13 protein-coding genes are annotated in these 12,303 nt (G+C 66.1%); 7 read left to right on the forward strand and 6 right to left on the reverse strand.

The window, feature by feature from the left end:
* Position 1: 1 nt before the first annotated feature.
* Together ACKI1H_RS26750 and ACKI1H_RS26755 are read left to right on the forward strand one after the other, a co-directional pair.
* Positions 2 to 1,276 carry a virulence factor family protein gene (locus ACKI1H_RS26750; protein ID WP_138520375.1) on the forward strand — a complete coding sequence of 425 codons (1,275 nt, stop codon included), beginning with the start codon at positions 2 to 4 and terminating at the stop codon, positions 1,274 to 1,276.
* 141 nt (positions 1,277 to 1,417) lie between these two features.
* On the forward strand, positions 1,418 to 1,981 hold the full coding sequence (locus ACKI1H_RS26755) for a cytochrome b (protein WP_138520374.1): 564 nt from the start codon (positions 1,418 to 1,420) through the stop codon (positions 1,979 to 1,981).
* A 55-nt stretch (positions 1,982 to 2,036) separates the two neighbouring features.
* Here ACKI1H_RS26755 and ACKI1H_RS26760 read toward each other — a convergent pair whose 3' ends face one another.
* Positions 2,037 to 3,161, reverse strand: coding sequence for a GNAT family N-acetyltransferase (locus tag ACKI1H_RS26760; RefSeq protein ID WP_440466846.1), 1,125 nt, complete (start codon positions 3,159 to 3,161; stop codon positions 2,037 to 2,039).
* A 214-nt stretch (positions 3,162 to 3,375) separates the two neighbouring features.
* Between ACKI1H_RS26760 and ACKI1H_RS26765 the strand changes: the two genes are divergently transcribed.
* The gene (locus ACKI1H_RS26765; RefSeq protein WP_138520372.1) at positions 3,376 to 3,624 is read left to right on the forward strand and encodes a hypothetical protein; all 249 of its coding nucleotides are present in this window, start codon (positions 3,376 to 3,378) and stop codon (positions 3,622 to 3,624) included.
* On the opposite strand, the gene ACKI1H_RS26770 is transcribed toward ACKI1H_RS26765, so the two are convergent.
* Both ACKI1H_RS26770 and ACKI1H_RS26775 read right to left on the reverse strand, forming a co-directional pair.
* Complete coding sequence (locus tag ACKI1H_RS26770; protein ID WP_440466847.1) at positions 3,625 to 4,656, reverse strand: glycosyltransferase family 4 protein; 1,032 nt, start codon at positions 4,654 to 4,656, stop codon at positions 3,625 to 3,627.
* A complete protein-coding gene (locus tag ACKI1H_RS26775) occupies positions 4,653 to 5,462 on the reverse strand; it encodes a UDP-2,3-diacylglucosamine diphosphatase (RefSeq protein WP_138520370.1) in 810 nt (269 codons plus the stop codon). The genes ACKI1H_RS26770 and ACKI1H_RS26775 overlap by 4 nt, the downstream gene beginning before the upstream one ends.
* Positions 5,463 to 5,596: 134 nt before the next feature.
* Between ACKI1H_RS26775 and ACKI1H_RS26780 the strand changes: the two genes are divergently transcribed.
* The 3 genes from ACKI1H_RS26780 to ACKI1H_RS26790 all read left to right on the forward strand — a co-directional run bounded on the left by ACKI1H_RS26780 (position 5,597) and on the right by ACKI1H_RS26790 (position 7,714).
* On the forward strand, positions 5,597 to 6,361 hold the full coding sequence (locus ACKI1H_RS26780; RefSeq protein ID WP_440466848.1) for an AraC family transcriptional regulator: 765 nt from the start codon (positions 5,597 to 5,599) through the stop codon (positions 6,359 to 6,361).
* Between the two features lie 69 nt (positions 6,362 to 6,430).
* The gene (locus ACKI1H_RS26785; protein ID WP_440466849.1) at positions 6,431 to 6,772 is read left to right on the forward strand and encodes a tRNA-binding protein; all 342 of its coding nucleotides are present in this window, start codon (positions 6,431 to 6,433) and stop codon (positions 6,770 to 6,772) included.
* 75 nt (positions 6,773 to 6,847) lie between these two features.
* Positions 6,848 to 7,714, forward strand: coding sequence for a DMT family transporter (locus tag ACKI1H_RS26790; protein ID WP_138520367.1), 867 nt, complete (start codon positions 6,848 to 6,850; stop codon positions 7,712 to 7,714).
* Positions 7,715 to 7,956: 242 nt separating this feature from the next.
* Here ACKI1H_RS26790 and ACKI1H_RS26795 read toward each other — a convergent pair whose 3' ends face one another.
* The 3 genes from ACKI1H_RS26795 to ACKI1H_RS26805 form a co-directional block, all read right to left on the reverse strand.
* Positions 7,957 to 8,460, reverse strand: coding sequence for a hypothetical protein (locus ACKI1H_RS26795; RefSeq protein WP_440466850.1), 504 nt, complete (start codon positions 8,458 to 8,460; stop codon positions 7,957 to 7,959).
* Positions 8,461 to 8,581: 121 nt separating this feature from the next.
* Complete coding sequence (gene rfaD, locus ACKI1H_RS26800; protein ID WP_440466851.1) at positions 8,582 to 9,574, reverse strand: ADP-glyceromanno-heptose 6-epimerase; 993 nt, start codon at positions 9,572 to 9,574, stop codon at positions 8,582 to 8,584.
* Between the two features lie 123 nt (positions 9,575 to 9,697).
* A complete protein-coding gene (locus ACKI1H_RS26805; protein ID WP_138520364.1) occupies positions 9,698 to 9,982 on the reverse strand; it encodes a SelT/SelW/SelH family protein in 285 nt (94 codons plus the stop codon).
* A gap of 70 nt (positions 9,983 to 10,052) precedes the next feature.
* On the opposite strand from ACKI1H_RS26805, the gene ACKI1H_RS26810 reads away from it, so the two are divergent.
* Positions 10,053 to 12,257, forward strand: coding sequence for a patatin-like phospholipase family protein (locus tag ACKI1H_RS26810; RefSeq protein ID WP_138520363.1), 2,205 nt, complete (start codon positions 10,053 to 10,055; stop codon positions 12,255 to 12,257).
* Positions 12,258 to 12,303 lie beyond the last annotated feature (46 nt).

Genomic DNA, 12,303 nt, shown 5'->3' on the forward strand with positions numbered 1-12,303 from the left:
TATGTTGAAACGACGCTGGCGACACCTGCTCGCCCTCCTCCTGCTGATCATCATCGCCATCGGCCTGCTGCTGTGGAGCCGCCCGGCTTCCCAGGCCTCCCTGGAACACCGCCAGTTGCCCGACGGCAGCGCCGTCGCCCTGGCCATCCCCGGCAAGGCGCCGAACGCCCGTGTTCTGCTGGCCGTGCAGGCCGACCAGAAACTCGACGACGGCCAGTTGCTGGCACTGGCCCACGACAGCGGCGCTCGCGTGGTGCAGTTCGTCTTCCCGGAAAAGGACTGCACTACCCAGCAGGCTCGCATCCAGGCTGCCAGCGCCCTGCTCGACGGCCAGCCGACCCTGGTCGCCGGCATCGGTCCGGGCAGCGCCTGGGCCTTCCGCTGGCTCGCCGGGCAGACCGATGACAAGGCCAAGGCCCTGTCGGTGGGTTTCTCCCTGGAGAAGCCCGACTGCGCCGCTACCCCGCTGCCGACTACTGCCGCCCACGGCCACTGGCTGGCCGCCTGGAACGACAACCCGGATGACGCCAGCGCGCGCTTCGCCCGCGGCCTGAAAAACGCCGAGACGGTGATCACCGACTACGACACCCCGCTGCCCAAGGTCCTCGCCGACCAACTGCGCCAGCAGTTGCAGGGCGGCGGCGACAACGTGCCGGTGGTCGAAGTCCCGGCCGCCAAGCCCTCGGAAACCGTAACCCTGTTCTACTCGGGCGACGGCGGCTGGCGCGACCTCGACCGCGACGTCGCCGCGCAGATGGCCGAGCTGGGCTATCCGGTGGTAGGCGTCGACGCCCTGCGCTACTTCTGGGAGCACAAGACCCCGGAGCAGAGCGCCGCCGACCTCGCCCTGCTGATGCAGCACTACCGCGAGAAATGGGGCGCCAAGCACTTCGTGCTGGCCGGCTACTCGTTCGGCGCCGACGTGCTGCCGGCGATCTACAACCGCCTGCCGGCAGACGCCAAGAAAGACGTCAGCTCGGTGATCCTGCTGGCCTTCGCCCGCAGCGGCAGCTTCGAGATCGAGGTGCAGGGCTGGCTAGGCAAGGCCGGCCAGGAAGCCTCCACCGGCCCGGAAATGGCCCGTCTGCCTGGGCCGAAGGTGCTCTGCGTGTACGGCATTGAGGAGAAGGACGAAAGCGGCTGCACCCAGCCGCAGGCGGTGGGCGAGAACCTGCAATTGCCCGGCGGCCACCACTTCGATGAAGACTATCCCGCGCTGGCCAAGCGCCTGGTGAACGCCATCCGCTCCCGCCAGTCAGCCGACGACGAAGGCTGACCGACGTCAAAAGGGCCGCACATTGCGGCCCTTTCACTTTGCCTTCACGGTTTTTCAGGCAGGGTTAAGGCTCTATGCTGAGACTGTCAGCCCCGTCGCCAGAACGGGGCGTCACGACTCCGAGCCAAACAAGGAACCGTCATGAGCCTGTCCAAGACCCCGTCCCGCTATGGCAGCCTGTCCATAGCCCTGCACTGGATCATGCTAGTGCTGATCGCCGCCACGTACTTCTGCATGGAGTACCGCACCAACTTCCCCAAAGGCAGCGATACCCGCGCGCTGTTCTCCCAATGGCACTTCATGCTCGGCCTGAGCGTCTTCGTGCTGGTCTGGCTGCGCATCATCGGCCGCTTCATCTATCCCACCCCACCCATCGTTCCCGCGCCGCCGGCCTGGCAGATGATCCCCGCCAAACTGATGCACCTGGCCCTTTACGCCCTGATGATCGGCCTGCCGCTGGCCGGCTGGATCATCCTCAGCGCCGCCGACAAGCCGGTGCCGTTCTGGGGCATGGAGCTGCCGCACCTGGTGGACAAGAACCCGGATCTGGCCAAGCAGGTGAAGTACTGGCACGAGACCATCGCCGTGCTCGGCTACTGGCTGATCGGCCTGCACGCGCTGGCCGCGCTGTTCCACCACTACATCAGCCGTGATAACACCCTGGTGCGGATGCTGCCGGGCAAGGGCGAGGCGAAGCCGGAATAAACCTTCAGCCCCTGCGAGACGTCGGCTCGGCCGGCGGTTCGCAGGGGCAACCCGCTCATTCCTGCCGATACGGCAAAGCCACGCGGGCCTCTTCGGCGTACGCCAGGATGCCCGCCCTCTCCCCCGCCAGGAACTCTTCCACTGCCTCGCGTAGTCCCGGATGCCCCAGGCGATGCCAGGAGCGCGTGATCACCGGTTCGAAGCCCCGGATCAGCTTGTGCTCTCCCTGCGCCCCGGCATCGAAGCGCTTGAGGCCATGGCTGATGGCGAAGTCCAGCCCCTGATAGAAGCAGGTCTCGAAATGCAGGCGGTCGAACTCCGCGAGACAGCCCCAATAACGGCCATAGAGCGTGTCACCACCCAGCAGGCTGAAGGCCATGGCCACGGGCCGGCCATTCTGGTGGGCGAAGACCACGCGGATCGCCTCGGGCATGCGCTCACCAATCAGGCTGAAGAACGCGCGGCTCAGGTAAGGCGCCTGCCCGCGCACCTCATAGGTACTGCTGTAGCAGGCGTAGACGAAGTCCCAGTGCGTCTCGGATAGCTCGCGTCCTTCCATCCAGATGAAGTCCAGCCCGAGCCCGGCGACCTGCTCGCGCTCCTTACGCAATTGCTTGCGCTTGCGCGAGCTGAGCGCGTCGAGGAAGTCCTGGAAGTCGCGGTAACCGCGGTTGTTCCAGTGGTACTGGCAGCCCAGGCGCTCCAGCCAGCCGTCGGCATGGCGCAGCAGCGCATCGGCGGCAGCATCGGTGAAGTTCACGTGCACGCCGGAACAATGCCCCTCGTCCACGTCACCCGCCAGCGCGCCGACCAGGCTCAGGGCCGCTTCCGGCGTACCCAGCAGGCGGGCACCACCAACCGGCGTGAAGGGAATGCCCACCAGCAGCTTGGGGTAGTACGGGATTCCGGCACGCAGGCAGGCATCCGCCCAGCTCCAGTCGAACACGTATTCGCCATAGGAATGGCTCTTCAGATAGGCCGGCGCGGCGGCCAGCAGGTGGCCGTCGTCGCCCAGCAGTACACGATGGGAGGGTGTCCAACCGGTCCGGCCACCGACACTGCCGCTGTCCTCCAGGGCGGAGAGGAAGGCGTGGCGCAGGAACGGCTGGTCGTCCGGCAGCAGGGCGTCCCACTGGTGGGCGTCGACTTCGGCGAGGCGGGAGAGGGTCTGGATAGGCATGGCCGACAGTCTGGCGCGGTGCGCCAACATTGGGAAGATTCGCGCAGGAAATCTCCAGCCAAAGCGACATTCACGTTCGTCGGTATCCACCGGAAAGGCCTGTCGGGTGGTCTATGTTGGGGGTTAGCAAGGCTTGCCGGCACGCGACGTCGGCACCGTTCCGCCCGCCAGCCGCCCGCTTCGGGCCGTTGGCAAACAGCCAGGAGGACGCCCCATGAGCCTGATGCAATGCGAGTACCGCCAGTACACCATCACTGCCGATGTCGTCGAACACCCCGGCATCCCCACTCCCTGGGCCGCCGGCTGCCACATCACCGCACCGGACGGACAGACCACCAGGCGCAAGACACTGCCGGTCGAATTCGCCTTCATGTCGGACCTGGCGAAGGCCCAGCACGCCTCCATCGCCCACGGCAAATGGCTGGTGGACCAGAGCCTGGACCACGATCGCCAGCTGTTCTGATCAGCCGTTCGCGTAGCCCGGTTCGTCACTGACGGGCAGTTCCGTCAGGCGTACCTGAAGCGCCATGAATTCCTGCGCCGATGCCCGCCAGGTCTGCCCGCGCGCCCATTCCACGCAGGTCTGGCGATCCAGTTCCAGCGCCTGCAGGCAGGCACTGCGCAAGTCGGCGTCCATCACCCCGGTTACGCCTTGTTCCAGCACATCCAGCGGTCCCGTCACCGGGAACGCCGCCACTGGCGTGCCGCATGCCAGCGCCTCGTACATCACCAGACCGAGGGTGTCGGTCAGCGACGGGAAGGCCAGCACGCTGGCGTTGCGGTAGGCCTCGGCGAGGTCGTCGCCGTGGCGATAACCGAGGAATTCCACCTGTGGATAAATAGCTTGCAGCTCAGCACGCTGCGGGCCATCGCCCACCACTCGCTTGCGCCCCGGCAGGTCGAGAGCGAGGAAGGCTTCGAGATTCTTTTCCCGCGCCAGCCGGCCGACATAGAGGAACACCGGCTCCTCCGGCGGTGCGCCCACACCCGGCTGGAAGCGCTGGATATCCACACCCTTGCGCCATAGCGCGAGGTTGTCGAAGGCATGATCGGCGAACGTGCCGCGCATCCGTTCGCTGCTCACCAGCACGGCCTGGCTCGGTGCGTGGAAAAGGCGCAGGAAGGCATAGCCCCAGCCCAGCGGCAACCACGGCCACCGCGTGCTCACGTACTCGGGAAAGCGCGTGTGGATGGCGCTGCTGAACTTCAGGCCCCGGCGCACCAGCCAGCGCCGAGCGGCCCAGCCCAGCGGGCCTTCGGTGGCGAGGTGGATACAGTCGGGAGCGAAGCCGGTGATCTTCTCGCCTACCTTCCACAGGTCCCACGCCAGCGGAATCTCCGGGTAACTCGGGCACGGGCGGTGACGAAAGTCCTGCGGGGTGAGCAGGCCGACCACATGGCCCAGCCCTTCCAGCTCGGCCACCAGCGCCCTCAGGCTGGTGACCACGCCATTGACCTGCGGTAGCCAGGCATCGGTGACGATCAGCAGCCTCATGCCGCCGACTCGACCACCACGGGCTCCTCGGCGCGAGCCTGCTCCTCGGCCAGTCGATAGAGCTGGATGCTGCCGTCCCAGTGCTCGATCAGCGCCGAGCAGGATTCCACCCAATCGCCGCAGTTGAGGTATTCCACCTCACCGATCTGGCGGATTTCCGCGTGGTGGATGTGCCCGCAGACCACGCCGTTGAGGCCACGCTTGTGCACCTCGTGGGCAATGGCTTCCTCGAAGTCGCTGATGAAGTTCACCGCCGTCTTCACCTTGTGCTTGAGGTACGCCGACAGCGACCAGTAACCGTAGCCATAACGGCTACGCCAATGGTTGAGCCAGCGATTCAGGGTCAGGGTGAATTCGTAGGCGGAGTCACCGAGGAAGGCCAGCCAGCGGTGGTAGCGGGTGATGACGTCGAACTGGTCGCCGTGGATCACCAGCAGCTGGCGTCCGTCGGCGGTGGTGTGGACGATCTCGTCGACCAGTCGGATGTTGCCCAGCAGCAGCGAGGAATAGCGGCGCAGGAATTCGTCGTGGTTGCCGGTGACGTAGATCACCTCGGTGCCGCGCTTGCTCATGGTCAGCAGGCGGCGGATCACGTTGGTGTGCGCCTGCGGCCAGTAGATGCCGCCGCGCAGCTTCCAGCCGTCGATGATGTCACCTACCAGGTAGATACGGTCGGCGTGGTAGCGCTTGAGGAAGCCGGCCAGGTGCTCGGCCTGGCAGTCGCGGGTGCCCAGGTGGACATCGGATATCCACAGGGTCCGTACCCGTTGTTTCTTCGTCGGCGTCATGCGTTGCGCGCTGCTCATCGTCGGCGACCTCCAGTGGGGTTTCTCCGAGTGTCGGCCCACGCGGTGAAGCGCACATGACCGACTGGCGACAGTCCCGTGACAGCCCGCGGCGCGCTAGACTGTCAGCCTGCCCGCCCGGAAAGTCGCATCGCATGAGCCAGATCCTCTCCCTGCGCCACTACAGCCACGATCACCTCGCCCATAGCCACAGCCATGCGCAGTTGGTGCTGGGGCTGTCCGGCAGCCTGGATTTCGAAGTGGGCGGCCGTGGCAGCCTGGTGACCCGGCAGACCTTCGCCGTGGTGCCGCGTGACGAGCACCATGCCTGCGCCAGCCCCGACGGCAGCCGCTGCCTGGTGGTGGACCTGGAGGACGAGGAAGACCTGCTCGGCGGTCTCGGCCTGCACAGCGATGCTGGCCGGCGCCTGTTGGAAACCCCTGGCCAGCGCCTGCTCAGCCATGACCAGGCGCAACTGGTGCACTGGCTCGCCGGCAGCTCGCTGCATGACCCGGTGCTGGCGCGCCAGGGCGCCATCCTGCTGCTGGCCAACCTCGCCGCCGGCCAGCAGCGCATCGAGGAGCCGGCGCAGCTGCCACTGACCAGTCTCGACAGCTACATCGACCGTCACGCCGCGCACCCGCTGCAGGTCGCCGATCTCGCGCGGCTCGCCGGGCTGTCCGCCGCGCGCTTCCATGCCCGCTTCCTCGCCGAAACCGGGCAGACACCCATGGACTACGTGCGCCAGCGCCGCCTGCAACTGGGCCGCGACCTGCTGCGTGGCTCGCACCAGTCGGTCGGCGAGATCGCCGCGCAGGTCGGCTACGCCTCGCAGAGCGCCTTCACCGCAGCGCTGGTGCGCCAGTTCGGTACCACGCCGCGCCAGCTGCGCCAGCAGGCACGCGACAATTCCCGCTAGCCGCGCGACAGACAGCCGCGCGCCCAGGACCTAGACTGCCGACAACCAAGCAAACCAGTGGGAGCAGCGATGTCGGTAGACACCATCGAGTGGCAGGATTTCGAGCGCGTCGAACTGCGCGTGGGCACCATCGTCCAGGCCGAACCCAACGTGAAGGCGCGCAAGCCCGCCTACATCCTCCAGGTCGACCTCGGCCCGCTGGGGATCAAGACCTCCAGCGCGCAGGTCACCGCGCATTACGAGGCCAACGAACTGATCGGCCGCCAGGTGCTGTGCGTGTGTAACTTCGAGCCCAAGTCCATCGCCGGCGTGCGCTCGGAAGTGCTGGTCACCGGCGCCTACGACAGTGACGAGAAAGTGGTGCTGGCCGGGTTCGACAAGCCGCTGCCCAATGGCTCGCGACTGGCCTGACCTTCGTTTCACCTCGTGCCGGCTGGCCCGGCACGCTTCACTTTCCCGACAAGGCCCTGCCACCGCATTTCAGGCATGAATCGCATTACCCAACTCACTCCCCGTGGCGCCCTGATCGGCCTGCACATCGGCGCCCTGATGTTCGGGCTGTCCGGCATCTTCGGCAAACTCATCCTCGCCGGCCCCCTGGTCATCGTCTTCGGCCGCGCGCTGTTCGGCTCGCTATCACTGGCGGCGGTGTTCGCCGGGCATCTGCGTCAACAGAGGCGCCCCACGCTGAAACAGGCCGCCATGCTGCTGGGTGGCGGCGTACTGCTGTGTACGCACTGGCTGACCTTCTTCCTCGCGGTGAAGGTGGGCAATGTCGCCGTGGCCACTCTCGGCTTCGCCAGCTTCCCTGCCTTCACCGTGCTGCTGGAAGGACTGTTGTTCCGCGAACGCATCCGCAAGGGTGAGTACCTGGTGGTGGTGCTGGTGTGCATCGGCCTGGTGATGGTCACGCCGACCCTGGACCTGCACGACGGCGCCACCGCCGGCCTGCTCTGGGGCACCCTCTCGGGCCTGCTGTTCGCCCTGCTGTCGCTGGCCAACCGGGTGAGCGTGCGCGGGATAGACCCGATCCAGGCGGCGTTGTGCCAGAACCTGACGATCATCGCCTGCCTGCTGCCACTGGTGCTCTTCGACCTGCCCGCGATTCGAGGCATGGACTGGCTCTGGCTGGTCGCGCTGGGCGTGCTCTGTACCGGCGTCGCCCACAGCCTGTTCGTCGCCAGCCTGCGGTTGATCAAGGCGCGCACGGCGGCGGTGATCTTCGCCCTGGAGCCGGTCTACGGCATCGCCTTCGCTGCTGTGCTGTTCGGCGAAGAGCCTAGCCTGCGCATGCTGGCGGGCGGCGTGCTGATCATCTTCGCGACCTTCCTCAGCGCGCGTGGATCGCACTGACCCCGCGTCTTTTCCGTAGGAGCGAGCTTGCTCGCGAACAAGCCTTGCTCCGCTGCCAAGCGGTTCGCGAGCAAGCTCGCTCCTACAAGAGCCTCAAGCGGTGCGTGAGGCAAAAAAGAAGGCCGCCCCGCAGCGTGCGTATCTCGAACCTTGCCCCGGGGAGGGAATGCCAAGGAGTCATCGCACGACAGCCTGCGAGGCGGCCTGTTCGGTGTGGCGCCTGTGGATAAGGCGCCGGGGAATCAGTTGATGCTGTAGCCGCGCCCGCTCAGGCAGGCGCCCAGCGCACGACGGTAGGTGTCGGATTGGCCCGCCGGCGGTGCCTGGGTGGCAGCGGCCGGGTCGAAGCCGCTCTGGCCGACGGCCCAGGTGTGGCATTCATAGCGATCGCGGCTCTGCTGCTCCGGCGACTGGCCACTGGCGGGATAGGCGATCACCTCGTAGCTGGTGGTCGGCGCGGCCTGTACGGCCGGCGGCGTCTCCACCGCGACATACTGGCGGCGGTCGGCGTTCCACAGGTAGTAAGTCCCGGCGGCGACGAAGTAGAGCATGCTGCCGATCCAGACTTCCCGCGCGTAATCCGGCAGGCCATAGCCATGCCCCGGCCCCCAGCCATGGTACGGGCCTGGTCCCGGGCCGCCCGGTCCCCCAGGGCCGCCATGGGGCCCGGCTATGGCCGCAGCCGAAAGGCTCAGGGCCAGCAAGGTGGCGACGGATTTGAGCGCGATGCGCGAGGACAACTTCATTTCACCTCCAGTCACGGGCGATCCACCGCCCGCCGTTCGTGGTGAGAATTGTCTCGCGCCTACCCTCCGCGCAGTGTCAGCAGTCGGTAAAGACTGGGTAAAAAGCCCGATACACGCGGTATCAGTCCTGTTGCAGCAACCAATGGCAATAGCGCCGTACACCCTCCTCCACGCCCATCATCGGCGCACGGTAACCCGCCTCGCGAAGGAAGGCGATGTCGGCGCAGGTGTAACACTGGTACTTGCCGCGCAGCTCATTGGGGAACTCGGTGTATTCCAGCAGCCCCGCGCGGATCGCAGCGTCCAGGGTGAGCGGCTGCAGGTCCTGCTGTTCGCGCAGGGTATTGATCACTGCCAGGGCCACGTCGTTGAACGGTTGGGCACGGCCGCTGCCGAGGTTGAAGATGCCACTGCGCTCGGGGTTGTCGAGGAAGTGAAGGTTGACCTTCGCCACGTCCTCCACCGAAACGAAATCGCGCAGGTGGCCGCCAGCGGGGTAGTCGCCGTATTCGCCGAACAGCTTCACCTTGCCCGTATCGCGGAACTGGTTGAAGCAGTGGAAGGCCACCGAGGCCATGCGTCCCTTGTGCTGCTCACGCGGGCCGTAGACGTTGAAGTAGCGGAAACCGGCCACCTGCGTGCGAGCGGTGGGCAGCACTTTGCGCACGCGCTGGTCGAAGAGGAACTTCGAATAGCCGTAGACGTTCAGCGGCTTCTCACAGGAGCGCATCTCGCGGAACTCGTGCGCGCCGCCGTACACCGCTGCCGACGAGGCATAGAGGAACGGCACGCCCAGTGACAGGCTGGCATCGAGCAGCTCGCCGCTGTAGCGGTAGTTGTTGTCCATCATGTAGCGCCCGTCGCGCTCCATGGTGCTGGAGCAGGCGCCCTGGTGCAGTAACGCGCGCACCACGCCGAAGTCGCCACGGGCGTAGCGCTCGATGAAGTCGCGCTTGTCCAGATAGTCGCTGATGTCGCAGTCGGCGAGGTTGGCGAACTTGTCGCCCTCGGTCAGGTCGTCGACCGCAATGATGTCGGTCTCGCCGCGCTGGTTCAGCGCCTTGACGAGGTTGCTGCCGATGAAGCCGGCGGCGCCTGTGACAATGATGCTCATGAGGGCACCTCCTGTGGAGAATGGGTGCTCTCAGACTAAAAGTGGTACCGGCGTACCCCCTTGATATGAAGCAAGGAAGTTAGCCTGCTATCGAATGGTTCTGCCAGGCGGTACAGCGTCGGTTCAGGAACGGTCGTTATGGCCCAGGTCGCGCTGCGGATCGATGCGGTCACGCACTCGCTGCTTGAGCACCTTGGCCTCGGGGAACCCACCGTCGGTCTTGCGTTCCCAGATCTGCTCGCCGTCGCAGGCAATGTGGAAGACCCCGCCGGTGCCCGGCACCAGGCTGACCTTGCCCAGGTCGTCGCCGAAGGTGCTCAGCAGTTCCTGGGCCAGCCAGGCGGCGCGCAGCAGCCACTGGCACTGGGTGCAATAGGTGATGACGATTTCGGCTTTGGCTTCGGACATGAATCAGACTCTGCTGTAGGACGCGAACCTATAATACCGGTCTGAAACGCCCTACCGGACTCTTCTCTTCATGCGACGACTGCTGTTCGCCCTCCTTCTGCTCCTTCCTCTCGGCGCCCTGGCGGCGAACACCCCACCGAAGATCGGCCTGGTCCTCTCCGGCGGTGCGGCGCGCGGCCTGGCGCACATCGGCGTGCTGAAGGCGCTGGACGAACAGGGCATCCACGTCGACGCCATCGCCGGCACCAGCATGGGCGCGGTGATCGGAGGCCTGTATGCGGCGGGCTACACGCCTAAAGAGCTGGAACAGCTGGCCCTGGGCCTGGACTGGAAGGAGGCGCTGTCCGACTCGCCGCCCCGAGTCGACGTGCCTTTCCGCCGCAAGCAGGACGACCGCGACTTCCTGGTGAAGCAGAAACTCAGCTTCCGCGACGACGGCACCCTCGGCCTGCCGCTGGGAGCGATCCAGGGGCAGAACCTGTCGATGCTGCTGGAAAGCCTGCTGGTGCACACCAGCGACACCCGCAACTTCGACAAACTGGCGATCCCCTTCCGCGCAGTGGCCACCGACATCGCCACCGGCGAGAAGGTGGTGTTCAGCAAGGGCCACCTGCCCCAGGCGATCCGCGCCAGCATGTCGATCCCCGCGGTATTCGCGCCAGTGGAGGTCAACGGCAAGCTGCTGGTGGACGGCGGCATGGTCGACAACATTCCTGTGGACGTGGCGCGGCAGATGGGCGTCGACGTGGTCATCGTGGTCGACATCGGCAACCCGCTGGCAGACCGCAAGCAGCTGACCACAGTGCTGGACATGCTCAATCAGTCCGTCACCCTGATGACCCGCAAGAATTCCGAAGCGCAACTGGCCACCCTCAAGTCCAGCGACATCCTCGTACAGCCACCGCTCAGCGGCTACAGCTCCACCGACTTCGGCCGGGTGCCGCAGCTGATCGATGCCGGCTACCGCGCCGCCAGCATCCTCGCGCCGCGCCTGGCCACCCTGCGCAAACCCGCCGACGCCCAGGCGGTGGCGCTGGACGAGGCACGCACGCCAGGAGAGCGCCAGCCGGTGATCGACCGCATCGAGGTGGAGAACAACTCCAAGGTCAGCGACGACGTGATCCTCCACTACATCCGCCAGCCGCTGGGCGAGCACCTGGACCTGGAGCGCTTGCAGCGCGACATGAGCACCCTGTATGGCCTGGATTACTTCGACCAGGTGCAGTACCGCGTGGTGCATAACAAGACGGGCGTGGATGGCAAGTCCGACAACGTGCTGGTCATCCACGCCTACGGCAAGCGCGGCGGCACCGACTACCTGCGCCTGGGCCTGAACCTCTCCGATGACCTGCGCGGCGACAGTACCTTCAACGTCGGCGGCAGCTACCGCATGAACGGCATCAACCGCCTCGGCGCGGAATGGCTGACGCGCCTGCAGATCGGCGGCCAGCAGGAACTCTACAGCGAGTTCTACCAGCCGCTGGATGTGGGCTCGCGCTACTTCGTCGCGCCCTATGTGTTCAACCAGGCGCAGAACGTCGAGGCCACCGACAACGACGACCCCATCGCCGAGTACCGCCTGGAGCGCTACGGCTACGGGCTGAATCTGGGCCGGCAGATCGCCAACAACGGCGAATTCCGTCTGGGTATCGCCCAGGCCTTCGGCAAGGCCGACGTGCGGGTGGGCGAACAGGACCTGCCCGACTACCACTTCAACGAAGGCTACGCCCAGCTGCAGTACTCCTTCGACACCATGGACAACGTCGACTTCCCCCGCGAGGGCGAGAACATCCAGACCTCCTTCCGTGAACACACGCCGTCCCTGGGCGACGACGACCGTTACCGGCAGTGGGAATTCCACCTGGACAAGGCATTGAGCACGGGCCCGAACACCTGGGTGCTGGGCGGCGGTTACGGACGCACCATCGACGACGCCGACGTGGTGGTGTCGAGCTTCCTCCTCGGCGGGGCGCGGCAGCTTTCGGGTTACCGCCAGGACGCGCTGGCCGGTCAGAACTACAGCCTCGGGCGGGTCATCTACTACCGGAGGATGACGGAGCGATCCTTCCTGCCGCTGGACTTCCCCTTCTACCTGGGCGGCAGCCTGGAACGCGGGCGGGTGTGGAACAACGACAACAGCTACGACACCGGTTACGTCAACGCCGGCAGCCTCCTCATGGGCTTCGAGACGCCACTGGGGCCACTGTCCTTCAGCTACGGCCTCAACGATGCCAGCGAGCACGCGGTGTACATCAACCTGGGCCGCAATTTCTAACCCGCTGTGTGATTCGAGCGGGCAAAATCTGCGCCCAAGAAAAAGC

The organism is Pseudomonas sp. YH-1, from assembly GCF_051990045.1.
In the GTDB taxonomy this organism is placed as follows: Bacteria; Pseudomonadota; Gammaproteobacteria; order Pseudomonadales; family Pseudomonadaceae; genus Pseudomonas; species Pseudomonas nicosulfuronedens.